The organism is Flagellimonas olearia (genome assembly GCF_009184425.1).
Classification (GTDB): domain Bacteria; phylum Bacteroidota; class Bacteroidia; order Flavobacteriales; family Flavobacteriaceae; genus Flagellimonas; species Flagellimonas olearia.
This window is the reverse complement of sequence record NZ_WELG01000001.1, coordinates 67,933-83,614: the sequence shown is the minus strand read 5'-3', so window position 1 is coordinate 83,614 and position 15,682 is coordinate 67,933. Positions and strand designations below refer to the sequence as shown.

Genomic DNA, 15,682 nt, shown 5'->3' with positions numbered 1-15,682 from the left:
ATGGTCTGATTACTTCTTCTTGGAATCAGCTTCCATTTTATCCTTCAAGGCTTGCAATTGAGCATTGGCATCACCAAGGGTTGGTGCAGCTTCGTCAGACGAAGTAGACCTTTTCTTGGCAGCTCTTACATTCTTCTCTTCTTGCTCTCTAAAGATAGCGGTGTGGCTGGCCACAACTCGTTTGAAATCTTTATTGAACTCGATGATCTTGAATTCTGCTTCTTCACCTTTTACCAATTTCTTGCCATCTTCTTTCTCCAAGTGTCTTGATGGAACAAATCCAACAATATCCTCATTGAAGTCAATGGTAGCTCCTTTGTCAACGATCTCTGCGATGGAAGCTTTATGGATTGTACCTTCAGCAAACTCCTCGGAGTATTTGTCCCAAGGGTTCTCTGTGGTCTGCTTGTGACCCAAGCTCAACTTGCGTCCTTCCACGTCCAATTCCAAAACTTCCACTTCCAAGGTATCGCCAACAGCAACAAACTCGGATGGGTGCTTGATTTTCTTGGTCCAAGAAAGGTCGGAGATATAGATCAAACCATCGATACCTTCTTCCATTTCAACAAATACACCAAAGTTGGTAAAGTTCCTTACAATTCCTTTGTGTTTGGAACCAACTGGGTATTTCGTAGTGATATCGGTCCATGGATCTGGAGTCAATTGCTTGATACCCAATGACATTTTACGGTCTTCACGGTCCAAGGTAAGAACAACAGCCTCAACCTCATCACCAACGTTCACGAAATCCTGGGCAGAACGCAAGTGCGTAGACCAAGACATTTCAGAAACGTGGATCAATCCTTCAACACCTTCGGCAACTTCGATAAAGGCACCGTAATCAGCGATCACAACAACTTTACCTTTTACTTTGTCACCTACTTTGATCTCATCACCAAGGGCATCCCATGGGTGTTTCTCCAATTGCTTAAGACCCAATTGGATTCTTGATTTGTTATCATCGAAGTCCAAGATAACCACGTTCAATTTCTGATCCAACTCCACAACTTCGTTGGGGTGGTTGATACGGCTCCAAGAAAGATCGGTAATGTGGATCAATCCATCTACACCTCCAAGGTCGATAAATACCCCGTAAGACGTGATGTTTTTCACTACACCTTCCAATACTTGGCCTTTCTCCAATTGACCGATGATCTCTTTTTTCTGCTCTTCGATATCAGCTTCGATCAAGGCTTTGTGCGAAACCACTACGTTCTTGAACTCGTGGTTGATTTTCACTACCTTGAACTCCATGGTCTTGCCTACATACTGATCGTAGTCACGGATAGGCTTCACATCGATTTGTGAACCAGGCAAGAACGCCTCAATTCCAAAAACATCGACGATCATACCCCCTTTGGTACGACATTTAACAAAACCGGTAACGATCTCTTCTTTGTCGTGGGCCGCATTTACACGATCCCAAGCCATGATGGTCCTGGCCTTTCTGTGCGAAAGTACCAATTGACCTGTCTTGTCCTCACGGATGTCTATAAGGACCTCAACCTTGTCACCTACTTTAAGGTCTGGGTTGTAACGGAACTCGTTCAACGAGATTACCCCTTCAGACTTGGCATTGATGTCGATGATGGCCTCGCGATCGGTCATGTGGACCACGGTTCCCTCAACAACTTCCTCATCTGCAGTGTCCACAAAGTTTTCCTCAACAAGCGTTTCAAATTCCTTGAGCTTTGTATCGTCTACGCGCTCAATTCCTTCTTCATACTTGTCCCAATCAAAACTATCAAGGAACTCCTTGGGGTCCTGTTGGGTCTGAACTTCTTCTTGTACTTCTTGTGTTGCGATAGTTTCTTCTACCTCAACGTTTGCTTTTTCTTCAGCCATGTGCTGATTTAAATTTGTATTCCACGTTTTACAGGAGCGGGGCGATTCCGTGAAAGTGATTTATACTTGTTTTTTACTAATTCCTTTTATCTCCTGATATTCGCCAAAAAGGAGTGCAAAATTACAATTAATCTTTTGATTTACAAAGTATCCGGGCCAAAGGTTTATCCCCAAAAAAGTATTACAAAAATTTAATGGCAAAACATTTTCATAATGGCTATCTTGAAAGCTCTAATTGTTAACTAAAAAAATACCATTATGAGTGTAAAAGCAAAGTATCAGCCCGTGTTGGACCTTGGCCTTAAATTGGGCATCAAGGACGGGGATGTTTCCGAGGAAAATGGCGTCTTAAAAATAAAGGGAATGGCTGCCACCCAATACGAAAAGAACATCCTTTGGGACAAAATAAAGGAGATCGGTGGGGAAAAGCCCGCGGACCTCAAGGCCAATATCACGGTGGAGGATGATTCCGTATACCACAGACATACGGTAAAAAGCGGGGAATCCTTGAGCAAAATTGCCAAGCATTATTATGGTGACCCCATGAAGTACACCAAAATCTTTGATGCGAACACCAATATTTTAAAAAATCCGGATATCATCCATCCCGATCAGGTGTTGGTGATCCCGAATTTGTAAAAACCGTTTCTTCATGAATCATAAAAAGACGCCTTAGGGCGTCTTTTGGTTTATGGAGTACCCAAGTTATACACAAAGCAATCACCTTGGAAGAAGAAGCAATGCCTTATTTTGACCAGTTCATGGAACAATTTCCGCATATGGAAGTGGAGACCCAAAAATTTACGCGTTCCATCCTGATACTAAAAAAATACAAGAAGAAAGAGTTCTTGGCCAAAGCCGGGGATGTACAAACCGCCATCCCCTATATCTGCCAAGGGCTTGTGCGACGGTACTACATCAATGAAAAAGGCAATACCATAACCACAAGCTTTACCAGTGAACAGGGATATGCCACGGACTATCCTTCCTTTTTGAACCAAAGACCAACCAAATATTATATGGAATGCCTGGAACCGACCATTGTGGTTGAAATGCCCTATGAAAAGCTCCAAGAGGCCTATCGCAAATTCAAGGACAGTGAAATGTATGGCAGACTCATTGCCGAAATGGTCCTGACCCGGGAAACAGACCGGGTGGAAAGTTTCTTATTTGAGAATGCCGAACAACGGTATTTGAATTTCTTGGAGACCCACAAGCACATCCTAAACCGGATAAGCCTCTCCCATTTGGCTTCCTATTTGGGTATTGAGCGCCAATCATTGAGCAGAATACGCAGCAATCTGGCCAAAAAGTGATTTTGTCACATAGGTGACAGTTAAAAAACATGGGGTCGGGATAATTTTACAGCATCACTGAAAAACAAGAGATTATGTTCCTAGCCACAAAAGCAGCCAAAATCGCAGTATCCGTACTTTTTTTTCTGTTCGGGTGGAGCATGTATAGCCAAAACGTAATGCCCTCTTCCATCCATCAATCCATCCAAACCCAGACTGATGCAATTTTTGACAGCTTGGTGAACCTCCGGAGGGACTTTCACCGACACCCTGAAGTGGCGGAACAGGAAGAACGGACTGCCCAAAAAATACAGGACTATTTGCGTTCCCTTGGTTTGGAGGTGAAAACAGATATCGGGGGCCATGGGGTGGTAGGCATCCTAAAAGGCGCCAAAGAAGGAAAGCACATTGCCTGGAGGGCAGACATTGATGCGCTGCCTTCGGACCGTCCCGATGTTGTGGATTTCGCATCAGAAAACAAAGGGGTGCGCCATATCTGCGGCCATGATGTGCACACCACAATTGGACTGGGGATGGCCCATGTGCTGGCCAGTCAGAAAGAACATTTGGAAGGGACGATCTATTTTATCTTTCAACCTGCGGAAGAAACCTATGCCGGGGCCAAGGCCATGATCCAGGATTCATTGTTCCAAACTATCCAACCCGAAGAAATTTACGCCGCCCACATCACCCCATCACCCCAGGGAACGGTATTTACCAAACCGGGACCACTCTATGCCTATCTCAATGCCATTGAAATCAGCTATAAAAATACCACCCAAAACAAAAAGGCACTTGTTGATTACACCAAAGAACTGCTACAAAGCTTTCAAACCGTAGGGGCCCATAGTAAGTTTTGGGACCCCCGTAATACGCTGGACCCTGAAATTGGCTTGGCCAATCCCAATACCATCTTTAAGGACTATTTGACCTTGTTGCAAGACATCAAGATAAACGATTCCGAAGGGAAAATTACCCTAAGCAGTCTGATCAATTCCAGTGATCGGCAACAACTGGATGCCTTGCTAAAAAATGTAAAAACGGAGATTATGAACTCCAAATACGCCAAAGATCTGCTTTCCGTGGTGTACTCCTATGAAAAGGACATTCTTTATAATGATGAAAGTTTGGCACTACCTGCCTTGAACAGTATTGCCAACATTTACGGTGCACAAAACACCATCCCCTTGTACGGGGTGTTCCCCGGTTACCATGGTGATGATTTCGTCTATTTTCAGGAAGAGGTGCCCGGGGTCTATTTCTTCCTGGGGGGCTCCAACTACGAAAAGGGCATCATTTCCATGCCCCACTCCCCTACTTTTCAAGTGGATGAGGAATGCATCCGGACCGGGATCAACTATTTTTCTTCCATGCTAGTGGAAAGGCTAAAGCCTTGACGCAAGCACCTCAATCGTATTTTAAGGTCGTTCTGTGATCCAAAATGGTTAACTTCATTGCTGTACTCAATTTGAACACCTAATACAATGGCAGAACAAACCAGAGGACTGGACAATTATTTGGACAACCACTACATACACCGAAGCAATTGGTTACGGGCCGCTGTGCTCGGTGCCAACGATGGGATTTTATCCACCGCGAGTATCGCCATTGGGGTGGCGGCCGCGAGTGACCTGCGGGAACCCATTATTTTGGCCTCATTGGCCGGACTTGTGGCCGGCGCCCTGTCCATGGCCGCCGGGGAGTATGTTTCAGTCAGTTCGCAGACCGATGTGGAAAAAGCTGACATTGAACGCGAACAACAAGAACTGGACGACATGCCCGAAATTGAATTGCAGCGACTTGCCGAAATCTATGAAAAAAGAGGCTTGAAAAAGGAGACCGCCTTAACAGTGGCCAAAGAACTGTCCGAACATGATGCCTTGGGCGCCCATATCCGGGATGAACTGGGCATCAATGAAATCAGTCAGGCCAAACCCATGCAGGCTGCCTTGGCCTCGGGCGCTGCCTTTACCGCAGGGGGATCGCTCCCCTTTCTGGTCACCCTTTTCCTGCCTTTGGAGAGCATGGAATATTCCCTTTACGGTTTTGCGCTTTTTTTTCTGATCATTCTGGGGGCCTTGGCCGCCAAAACCGGAGGCTCCAGCATTGGAAAGGCCATCCTCAGGATCAGCTTCTGGGGAACCGTGGCCATGGGGCTTACCGCTTTGGTGGGGTATCTGTTCAACGTTAATGTGGGGTGATACGGTGATTTTCTATCAACTGGAAACCATGTCCTTTCAATCCAAAGTAGGCATCCATCCATTTCCAGTGACATTCTCAATGAAAAAGGGCCAACTTCACTTACCTGTGCCGAACTTGTTTCGGTATCGGTTGATATAATTCGTTTCAAAACGAATCATATCCTAGAACGATAAGTGCAACTCCAAAACAGTCCTCTACCAACCTTACCCCTGCTTCGCAATCACCCGTTGGGAAAAGTCGTAAATGCATTCAATTTTTTCCGGAAGTAAATTCTTCCGTCAATTGGAAACCGCTTTCTGTTAACCCAAATGATGTATCTGTCAATTTCCAACGAAGATTTATTTTTTTAATCAACACCTTCACATATTAAGAATGCATTTTCCATAATGCATTTCCTTTTTTAACCAGAAAACATATACTGTATGGAATTTAGCAAAGAACAACTGACACTTATTAATTCGACCAATCCCAAAGTGGGTCTTTCTCTCGAGGACAGAATGGTATACGCTATATTCAGCCTTGGGAAAATAGTAAACGAGGTAGTGCGTTTAACGCTTCGTAATGGAAGAGTACTAACCGGCGTGTTTAATATAGAAGAACTTAATGGAGAGAGCAATTTAGACTTTTCAAATCCAGATGACTGGACAAAGGTTGAGCTAAACTCTATACAAGTTTCAGTTTCCGCCCCAAGAAATCTTGAAAATAGTAGTGTGTATTTTGAACAAGAAGTACTCTATGGCCTTTCTAAAATAAGCAAAATAGAAGTTCTTAGCGAATGACAACACTCCTTAAATAGAGCTGTTGCTAATGATGGAGCCGTGAAATCAACTTGGAGAACCTTACTGATAAAGCCCTTATTTCATGTATTGCTGGCCAATTATTGCCATTAATATCAAATAGGTTCAAATTACTCTTCCAAACCTATACCTTGGCAACATGAAGGATTTTTTTCATAAACATTCCCCATCAATTGGAAACCGTGTTCTGTCAACCCAAACAATAGATCCGTCCATTTCCAGTGGTATCTTCAATGAAAAAAGCGCAACTTCACTTACCTATGCCGAACTTGTTTCTGCATCGGTCTATGTAATTCATTTTTAAACGAATCATATTTTAGAACGTTGTACGCAAGCTGAAAAATGGAACGAATATCAAGAGATACAGTAGCTTTATTTATTGAACTTAAAAAAGAACTAACTGAATTAGATTTAGGCGAAAATGAAAAATTGAGATTCACTTACTGTGAAATAGGACAACTATTGACTCACGGATTTTCAGTTAGCTTAACCACATCAGACAACAACTTTTTGAGAGTTAAGAACTGGAATACCAAATTTTATAGAGAAGGATTTGAAAACGGTTTCTTTAATTTAGATAGACTCGCAATAAATGAGAAAAAAATTAAAATCACTGATTCGGAATTTTTAGATCTACAAAAGTTAATCAATAAGGAATTGAATAAAAATAAGATAGATGGAATCGTTCTTGACGGACTTTTTTGCCAACTCACGGTAGGAAATAAAACTTTGGAATGGAATATTAACAAGGAAATGAATAAGAATTTGAACGAATTGATTTTGTTAATAAGAAAAAAGGCCAGCGTACAACAACGGCTATAAGTGCAACTCCAAAACTGTCTTTTCCTTAACCCTGCTTCGCGATCACCCGTTGGGAAAAATCGTAAATACGCTCAAACTGTTCTTCCAAGCCCATATCGCTATTGTCAAACTCAATGGCATCCTTGGCCTTTTGTAGTGGGGATATGCTCCGGGTAGAGTCTATGCGGTCCCGTTCCTGTACGTTTTTCAACACCTCCTCAAAGGTCACCTGCTCCCCTTTGTCCAACAACTCCTTGTAGCGTCGGGTGGCCCTGATCTCTGGGGAGGCGGTCATAAACAATTTTAGCTCGGCATCCGGGAACACCACCGTACCAATGTCACGGCCATCCATAACAATGCCCTTGTCCTTGCCCATTTGCTGCTGCATTTCCACCAACTTGGTACGTACCTCGCCAATGGCGGCCACTTTGCTCACCTGTCCGGATACCCTCATGGTCCGGATTTCCTCTTCCACATTTTGGCCGTTCAAGTACATGTCGGATTTTCCAGAATCCGGGTTGGGCACAAACTTCAACTCCATTTCGGGCAAATGCGTGATCAATTCGGGGATATTGTCTTCCCCATCCACAAACCCATGGTCAAGGGCAAACAAGGCCACGGCCCGGTACATGGCACCGGTATCCACATAAATATAGTTCAAGGCTTTGGCCAAACGCTTGGCAATAGTACTTTTTCCCGTGGAAGAATAGCCATCAATGGCTATGGTGATTTTTTTCATGCCGCAAAAATAGGTAGAAAAGGTTTTATGAGATCATGACATCTGTCATTCCATTACAGGGTTTTCGCATTTTTCACCTTTTGCTTGGTGATGGCAATATCGATTACCTCACTCATATCGGTTACGTAATGAAATGTCAACCCCTTGAGATAGTCAGCTTTGATTTCCTCAATATCCTTTCGGTTATCGGCACAAAGAATGATTTCCTTGATCCGTGCCCGTTTTGCCGCCAAGATTTTCTCTTTGATTCCACCTACGGGCAATACTTTACCCCTCAGGGTAATTTCCCCGGTCATGGCCAAGCTTTTCTTCACCTTGCGTTGGGTGAACAGCGACACCAAGGATGTTAACATAGTAATCCCCGCGCTGGGCCCATCCTTGGGCGTTGCCCCTTCAGGAACGTGGATGTGCACATTGTACTTTTCAAACACATTGGGATCTATGCCAAAGGCTTCCGCGTTGGATTTTATGTATTCCATGGCAATGGTGGCCGATTCCTTCATCACCTTGCCCAGGTTCCCTGTAATGTTCAAGGCACCTTTTCCTTTGGACAAAATGGATTCTATGAAGAGGATATCGCCCCCAACACTGGTCCATGCCAATCCTGTGACCACTCCGGCCACATCGTTGTTTTCATATTTATCGCGCTCCAATCGTGCAGGACCCAGAATTTTTTCCACATCCTCACTGGTGACCTTCACGTTGTATTCTTCCTCTATGGCGATGGACTTTGCGGCATACCGAACCATTTTGGCCAGTTGCTTTTCCAATCCACGCACCCCGGATTCACGGGTATAGCCTTCCACGATTTTCTCCAACTGGCGTTTGCCGATCTTCAAATCGTTGGTGGACAGTCCATGTTCCTTCAATTGTTTGGGCAACAAATGCCTTTTTGCGATTTCCACTTTTTCTTCAATGGTATAGCCTGTCACGTTGATGATTTCCATTCGGTCGCGCAACGCAGGCTGAATGGTGGCCAGGTTGTTGGCCGTGGCGATGAACATCACTTTGGAAAGGTCATAACCCATTTCCAAGAAATTATCGTGGAACTCGGCGTTCTGCTCTGGGTCCAATACCTCCAACATGGCAGAGGAAGGGTCCCCTTGATGACTGTTGGAAAGCTTATCGATCTCATCCAAGATAAAAACAGGATTCGATGTCCCGGCTTTTTTCAAACTTTGGATGATACGACCGGGCATGGCCCCGATATAGGTTTTTCGGTGACCGCGGATTTCCGCTTCGTCCCGAAGTCCACCCAAGGACATACGTACATACTCCCTACCCAACGCCTCGGCCACGGATTTACCCAAGGAGGTCTTTCCTACCCCGGGAGGGCCATACAGACAAAGTATAGGCGATTTCATATCGTTTCGGAGTTTCAAAACTGCCAGATACTCAATGATTCTACGTTTTACATCCTCGAGGCCATAATGGTCACGGTCCAAAATCTGCTGGGCCCGTTTCAGGTCAAACTTATCCTTGGAATACTCGTTCCACGGCAGGTCCAATATCAAATCCAGATAATTGCGCTGGATGGAATATTCGGCCACTTGGGGATTCATGCGCTGCATTTTTCCCAGTTCGCGCTCAAAGTGTTCCTTGACTTTTTTGCTCCATTTTTTCTTCTTGGCGCGTTCCTTCATCTCTTCCACTTCCTGCTCATAGGACATGCCACCCAATTCCTCTTGGATGGTCTTCATCTGTTGGTGAAGGAAATATTCGCGCTGCTGTTGGTCCATATCGCTACGAACCTTGGACTGGATATCGTTCTTCAACTCCAGTTTTTGAAGCTCCATGTTCATATAGCGCAAAGTGGCCAAGGCCCGATCCTGCAAATTCGGGATTTCCAGAAGTTGCTGTTTTTCGGCAACCGTTAAATTAAGATTGGACGACACAAAATTGATCAAGAACGAATTACTCTGGATGTTCTTGATGGCAAAAGTGGCCTCGCTGGGAATATTGGGGTTGTCCTTAATGATCTTAAAGGCCAATTCCTTGATGGAATCAATGATGGCACCAAACTCTTTATTGCCCTCTTCGGGGCGTACTTCCTCAGCCTCTTTTACTGTTGCGGTCATATAGGGTTTTTCCGAAATGACCTGCTCTATCTGAAAGCGTTTTTTCCCTTGAATGATAACGGTGGTATTCCCATCGGGCATTTGCAGTACCCGCAATATGCGCGCGACCGTTCCCAACGTATTGATGTCGTCCACCCCCGGGTTTTCCGTTTCCTCATCTTTTTGGGAAACCACCCCTATGGTCTTGGAACCGTTGTTGGCATCACGGATCAGGCTAATGGATTTATCCCTACCGGCCGTAATCGGGATTACCACACCAGGAAACAGCACGGTGTTCCGAAGCGGCAAAACCGGCAAGGTTTCCGGTAGGCTCTCCCGGTTCATCTGTTCCTCGTCCTCTGGGGTGAGCAACGGAATCAATTCCGCATCCTCATCCAAGCCTTGAAAGTCTATATTGTCAAAATTTGAAATTTTCATCTCTCCCATATCATCTTTTCGGTCATTTTGTCATAATCAACAAAATGATAATGTCTTTATTCTTTCAAAAAACTGTTTTAACTCCTTTATAATCAACGTTTATAGTCCTTAAACAGCTTTTTTTCATTTGTTAAAAGGCAATTCCTGTGCCATTAAAATTTAAAAATTCCAAAAAAAGTGTAACAATTGATAAATTCATACCTCTATAAGACAAACCATTCATTTTTTGAGCCACCAAAATGAACATATTGACGCACTGCTGGAGCTGTGCCTAAAAGGCCAACAAAGTGCACAAATGGAGGTTTACAATCGGTATTACAGAGCCATGTTCAACACGGCCTACCGAATTGTGAAAGACTCGGCCGAAGCGGAAGATGTAATGCAGGAATCGTTCTTGAGCGCGTTCACGAAACTGCACACATTTAAAGGGGAGGTCACTTTTGGCGCATGGTTAAAGCGGATTGTGATCAATAACAGCATTTATCAGTACAAAAAGCAGCAGAAAGAACGGGCTGTGGACTTGGATGACATAATGTACAAGGTCGAAGATAATGATGAAGTTGCTCCAGACCACAATGGTTACACAGAACTGAAGGCTCAAAAAGTGATGGAGACCATGAAAAGTTTGAAAGACAATTACAGAGTTTCTTTGACCTTACATTTAATTGAAGGTTACGATTACGAAGAAATCAGTGAAATTATGAATATAAGCTACGCCAATTGCAGGACTACCATATCACGGGCCAAGGAAAGCTTACGAAAAAAATTGAACCAAAACGTTTTGCCATGAAAGAGGATACTATAGACCAACTGTTTGAGAGGCTGCACGGACAATTTGACCTTGAAGAGCCCCAAAACGGGCACCAAGGACGCTTTTTGGAGAAACTGAACCAAGACAAGGGCACAATTTCCCTGAACAAAAAGAAGGTGAACTGGTGGAAACCGTTATCCATTGCAGCATCCATTGCGCTGATTGGCGTACTGTCCTTTCAGGCATTGGGGCCAAAACCCAGTTTGAAAGAGCAAGTGGTCAAGATTGCTCCGGAGGTTTCACAGACCGAATTTTACTTTGCCAATCTTATTGAGCAACAGGTAGAGCTATTGGAAAGCGAAAAATCGCCCGAAACAGCCCAATTGGTTGATGACACGCTATTTCAGTTGCAAAAGCTAAAAAACGATTACGAATCCCTGGAAGAGGATTTGGTCAATGGCGGTGACAGTAAAATTATCTTGAATGCCATGATTACCAACTTCCAAACCCGAATAGACTTATTAAAAGAGGTATTGAACCAGATAGAAAACATCAAAAACTTAAAATCATTCAATGATGAAAACATTACGATATAAAATCATCCTTTTGGCCTTAGCACTGCTTCCTTTTGCACTAAGTGCAGGTACAGGGGAAATGGAAGGCAAGTACACCAAGGAAAAGACCATTAAGAAAGAGTTTAACGTAAACTCCGATGCACTCTTTAAAGTGAACAACAGCTACGGCAACCTCAACATTACCTCATGGAATGAAAACAGGGTGGTCATCGAGGTCAACATCAAGACCAATGGCAATGACGAGGACCGCGTGCAGGAGCGCTTGGACGAAATTGATGTGGATTTTGAGAACAGCTCCAGCATGGTATCGGCCCGTACCCTGTTTGGGGACCGCGGTAGCAGTTGGGGATGGAACTGGGGAAAGCGAAGAAACGTAAACGTACAGGTAAACTATACTATTAAGTTACCTGTTAAGAACAGCGTAAACCTGAGCAATGACTATGGAAACATCTTCTTGGACCGCATAGATGGCCATGCCAAGATAAAATGTGATTATGGCAAGATCGATGTGGGTGAGTTGCGGGGCCGAAACAACGAGCTTAAGTTCGACTATACTTCCCGATCCACTTTTGACTATATCAACAGTGGTGAAATTGTGGCCGATTACTCAGGCTTCACGATTCAAAAGGCTGGCAATTTGCGCATTCGGGCCGATTATACCAACGCAGTCATAGAAGAAATGGGAGATTTGGACTATTCCAGCGATTATGGGTCCATAGAAGTGAACAATGCCAAAAACGTGACCGGAAACGGGGACTACATTGGGGTGAAATTGGGAGAAATCCATGGCAATGTTTCCATCACAGGGGATTACGGTTCCTTAAAAATAGATCGATTGGCCCCTGATGCCGGAAACGTGACCATTAGAACGGACTATACCGGAATAAAAATAGGGTACCATCCCGAGTATGCTTTTGACTTTGAGATCAGAACGGAATATGCCGGTGTAAGTGGCAAGGATGATTTTGAGCTGAACGTCAGTATAGAAAAATCCCACGAAAAGTATTTCAAGGGATATTACGGAAAAGAAAACTCTGGTAACATGATAAACATTACCAGTGATTATGGGGGCATCACCTTCTATCAGAATTAATAAATCAAATCAAAGAACAAAACTAAAAACACAATCATGAAAAAACTCATCACATTAACACTGGCATTTTGTGCCGTAGCCACCACCAACGCCCAATGGGGAAAACGCATCAATGGGGATGGCAACATCGTAACCATTGAACGTTCGGTGGGCGATTATGACGAGGTGGCCTTGGCCGGTTGGTTCGATGTGGACCTAGTATCCGGCAAAGAAGGGGAACTTACCCTTGAAGGGGAATCCAATTTATTGGAACACATTAAAACCGAAGTCAAGAACGGCACTTTACTCATTAAAGTGGAAAAAGGAGTAAACCTAAAACCCTCTTCATGGGGCAAGGGAATCCGAATCACTGTACCCGTTGAATCCATAAGTTCGGTATCGCTATCCGGTTCTGGGGATATTGTAGGCAAAACCACTTTGGCAGCCAATGATTTCAGCACTAGGATTTCTGGGTCTGGCGACGTTTCTCTGACCGTAAACGCCAAAAGTGTGAACGCCGCCCTATCAGGCTCGGGTGACATCAATCTGTCCGGTAAAACCACTGATCTGGACATCCAAGTATCCGGTTCCGGGGACGTAAAGGCCTATGAACTTGAGGCCGATTTCGTTACCGTTGCGGTTTCCGGTTCTGCCGATGTCAGGGTTACCGCAAATGAATCCATACAGGCTAGGGTCTCCGGTTCAGGCGATATTAGCTACCAAGGCAATCCCAAGAAAATAGACAGTAAATCATCAGGCTCCGGAGATATTTCAAAAGGATAAAGGAGTTTAGCCATCAATCAAGAAACCAAAAGGCCCCGACAAATGTCGGGGCCTTTTGTGTATAATGTGTGATGTTTTCTATTTTCTGGCGCTATTGACCCTGGTCAACAGGTAAATTCCTATCAAAAAGAACAAGCCCAAAAAGATGGTACTGTTCCGCATACTCCCCGTGAGTTGGGCCACGGCTCCGTACAAGAATGTACCGATGATGATTCCTATTTTTTCGGCCACATCATAAAAACTGAAAAAGGATGTGGTATCGGTGGTTTCGGGCAAAAACTTGGAATAGGTAGATCGGGACAGGGCTTGGATTCCCCCCATGACCACCCCAACAAAACTAGCCGCAATGTAAAAATCCATTGGGGTTTGCAAGAAATAAGCATACACACACAAGGCCACCCATATGCAATTGATGACCATAAGGGTATTGATGTTTCCATACTTTTTTGAGACCCTCGCCGTGACGGTAGCTCCAAAAATGGCCACAATCTGGATTACCAAAATACTGATGATCAACCCTGTGGTACGCTCACTATCCGAGCCCCAGGTGATTTCTTCTTCCCCAAAATAAGTAGCGATGAGCATAATGGTCTGAACGGCCATACTGTAGACAAAAAAAGCACCTAAATACCGCTTTAATCTTGTGTTTTCCCCCAATTGGTGCCAAACGTTCTTTAACTCCCTAAAACCGTTGAGTACTATATTTTTTCGTTCCCCTTCCCGCTTATAGCCTTTTGGCAGGTGGGCAAAGGTGTATTGACTGAAAAGTATCCACCATATCCCCACGGAAATAAACGAATATTTCATCGCCTTGATTTCGGCCACTTCACCCCCATTGTCCGTTATGCCGAAGACATCAGGCTGCATTACCATGGTTAGATTGAATATCAACAAAATAACACTACCCACATACCCCAATGAAAATCCTTTGGCACTGATTCCATCCTGCTGTTCCGGAAAGGCTATATCCGGCAAATAGGAATTGTTGATGGCGAAACTCACCCAAAAGCCGACCAAGCCAAAGAAATAGCATACTAGTCCGAAATAGATGTTTTCCAATGAAAACCAGTACAAACCGATACACGACAAGGCACCGAGGTAACAGAAAAATTTCAGGAACAATCTTTTATTCCCCAAATAATCGGCAATCCCCGAAACCAATGGGGTTACAATGGCAATGAACACAAAAGCGAGGGAGGTCACATAACTGATCAACGGGGCCCTGGCTATCTCTCCTCCAAATATGACCACTCGCTCTATACCCGCTACCCGGAACAGGGCTCCATAGAAAATAGGGAAAATGGCCGAGGAAATGACCAAACTGTATACGGAATTGGCCCAATCATAAAACGCCCACGCGTTCAATAGTTTTTTACTTCCTTTTAATGCCAATGCCTGTGCCATGAATAATGTCTATAAAAGAAGATGTCATCCCGATGGCTAAAAGACCCATCGCAGATAAAAATAGGTCTTTTAACGTATTCGAAATGACATCTTTATGTTATCAATCAATTTATTTAAATGAGGTTACCCCAAACTTTCTTGCTTCTTGTTTGGCAGCTGGTGCCCAAGCGGTCAAATTTTGGATTCTGGTATCGTTGGAGGGGTGTGTGCTCATAAATTCTGGAGGGGCCTGTCCCCCTGATTTTTCTTTCATCCGTCTCCACAGATTGGCAGCCTCATCAGGATTATATCCTGCAATGGCCATAATCTGTAGTCCAATCCTATCGGCTTCGGTTTCATGACCTCTACTGAAGGGGAGCATAACCCCCAAAGTAGATCCCAATCCATAAGCCTGGTTGAACATGTTCCGCTTTTCAGGATCCTGTATGGCCACATTCCCGGCCACAGCCCCAATCTGCTGTACCATACCGGCACTCATTCGTTGTGCTCCATGATCTGCCAAGGCATGTGCCACTTCATGGCCCATTACCACTGCTACTCCGGTTTCCCCTTGGGCTATAGGTAAAATTCCAGTGTAAAACACAATTTTTCCTCCAGGCATACACCAAGCGTTGACGGTTTCATCCTGCACCAAATTGTATTCCCATTTGTAATCCTTAAGGTAGCCAGGATAGCCATTGGAATCCAACCAGCGTTCCGCCGCAGAGGCAATCCGTTGGCCCACCCGGGCAATCATTTGCGCATCCGATGTTCCCGTAATCACCTTGTTCTCGCCCAAAAACTGATCGTACTGGGCAAAGGCCATGGGAAAAATTTGACTATTGGGGTAGAAATTCAATGTGCTCTTCCCCGTAAATGGATTTGTTTTACACGCAGCAACTACCAAAAAAATGGAGGCGGTAAGAATAAATCGTTTCATAATA

Annotated in this window: 15 protein-coding genes; 10 read left to right on the top strand and 5 right to left on the bottom strand. The window is 44.3% G+C overall.

From position 1 onward, the window contains the following. Nucleotides 1-9: 9 nt before the first annotated feature. Nucleotides 10-1,845, bottom strand: a complete 1,836-nt coding sequence (gene rpsA / locus F8C76_RS00400; RefSeq protein WP_129654132.1) for a 30S ribosomal protein S1 — start codon at nt 1,843-1,845, stop codon at nt 10-12. A 258-nt stretch (nt 1,846-2,103) separates the two neighbouring features. Here rpsA and F8C76_RS00395 point away from each other — a divergent pair, with 258 nt between their 5' ends. From F8C76_RS00395 to F8C76_RS00370, 6 genes are all read left to right on the top strand, one after another. Further along, the gene (locus tag F8C76_RS00395) at nt 2,104-2,484 is read left to right on the top strand and encodes a LysM peptidoglycan-binding domain-containing protein (RefSeq protein ID WP_152129977.1); all 381 of its coding nucleotides are present in this window, start codon (nt 2,104-2,106) and stop codon (nt 2,482-2,484) included. An 86-nt stretch (nt 2,485-2,570) separates the two neighbouring features. Beyond that, the gene (locus F8C76_RS00390; protein WP_249042327.1) at nt 2,571-3,161 is read left to right on the top strand and encodes a Crp/Fnr family transcriptional regulator; all 591 of its coding nucleotides are present in this window, start codon (nt 2,571-2,573) and stop codon (nt 3,159-3,161) included. A gap of 74 nt (nt 3,162-3,235) precedes the next feature. Beyond that, nucleotides 3,236-4,537 carry a M20 metallopeptidase family protein gene (locus tag F8C76_RS00385; RefSeq protein WP_152129976.1) on the top strand — a complete coding sequence of 434 codons (1,302 nt, stop codon included), beginning with the start codon at nt 3,236-3,238 and terminating at the stop codon, nt 4,535-4,537. Between the two features lie 87 nt (nt 4,538-4,624). Further along, nucleotides 4,625-5,341 (top strand): VIT1/CCC1 transporter family protein, encoded by a 717-nt coding sequence (locus tag F8C76_RS00380; protein WP_152129975.1) that lies wholly within the window; start codon nt 4,625-4,627, stop codon nt 5,339-5,341. Between the two features lie 423 nt (nt 5,342-5,764). Further along, nucleotides 5,765-6,121, top strand: coding sequence for a hypothetical protein (locus tag F8C76_RS00375; protein ID WP_152129974.1), 357 nt, complete (start codon nt 5,765-5,767; stop codon nt 6,119-6,121). A 360-nt stretch (nt 6,122-6,481) separates the two neighbouring features. Then, nucleotides 6,482-6,961, top strand: coding sequence for a hypothetical protein (locus F8C76_RS00370; protein ID WP_152129973.1), 480 nt, complete (start codon nt 6,482-6,484; stop codon nt 6,959-6,961). 25 nt (nt 6,962-6,986) lie between these two features. Here F8C76_RS00370 and cmk read toward each other — a convergent pair whose 3' ends face one another. After that, a complete protein-coding gene (cmk, locus tag F8C76_RS00365; RefSeq protein ID WP_152129972.1) occupies nt 6,987-7,679 on the bottom strand; it encodes a (d)CMP kinase in 693 nt (230 codons plus the stop codon). Nucleotides 7,680-7,732: 53 nt separating this feature from the next. Continuing rightward, the gene (gene lon, locus F8C76_RS00360) at nt 7,733-10,183 is read right to left on the bottom strand and encodes an endopeptidase La (RefSeq protein WP_152129971.1); all 2,451 of its coding nucleotides are present in this window, start codon (nt 10,181-10,183) and stop codon (nt 7,733-7,735) included. Between the two features lie 217 nt (nt 10,184-10,400). Between lon and F8C76_RS00355 the strand changes: the two genes are divergently transcribed. From F8C76_RS00355 to F8C76_RS00340, 4 genes are read left to right on the top strand one after another with little or no spacing between them, the layout of a single operon-like run. Beyond that, entirely contained in the window at nt 10,401-10,964 is a 564-nt protein-coding gene (locus tag F8C76_RS00355) for an RNA polymerase sigma factor (protein ID WP_152129970.1), read from the top strand. Then, on the top strand, nt 10,961-11,521 hold the full coding sequence (locus tag F8C76_RS00350) for a hypothetical protein (protein ID WP_152129969.1): 561 nt from the start codon (nt 10,961-10,963) through the stop codon (nt 11,519-11,521). Before F8C76_RS00355 ends, F8C76_RS00350 begins: the two co-directional genes overlap by 4 nt. After that, nucleotides 11,502-12,593 carry a DUF4097 family beta strand repeat-containing protein gene (locus F8C76_RS00345; RefSeq protein ID WP_152131417.1) on the top strand — a complete coding sequence of 364 codons (1,092 nt, stop codon included), beginning with the start codon at nt 11,502-11,504 and terminating at the stop codon, nt 12,591-12,593. The genes F8C76_RS00350 and F8C76_RS00345 overlap by 20 nt, the downstream gene beginning before the upstream one ends. Before the next feature lie 36 nt (nt 12,594-12,629). Further along, the gene (locus tag F8C76_RS00340) at nt 12,630-13,355 is read left to right on the top strand and encodes a head GIN domain-containing protein (RefSeq protein WP_152129968.1); all 726 of its coding nucleotides are present in this window, start codon (nt 12,630-12,632) and stop codon (nt 13,353-13,355) included. A gap of 78 nt (nt 13,356-13,433) precedes the next feature. Here the strand turns inward: F8C76_RS00340 and F8C76_RS00335 are convergent, their stop codons facing one another. Then, on the bottom strand, nt 13,434-14,759 hold the full coding sequence (locus tag F8C76_RS00335; protein WP_152129967.1) for an MFS transporter: 1,326 nt from the start codon (nt 14,757-14,759) through the stop codon (nt 13,434-13,436). A 109-nt stretch (nt 14,760-14,868) separates the two neighbouring features. Continuing rightward, nucleotides 14,869-15,678, bottom strand: coding sequence for a M48 family metallopeptidase (locus tag F8C76_RS00330; RefSeq protein WP_129654119.1), 810 nt, complete (start codon nt 15,676-15,678; stop codon nt 14,869-14,871). Nucleotides 15,679-15,682 lie beyond the last annotated feature (4 nt).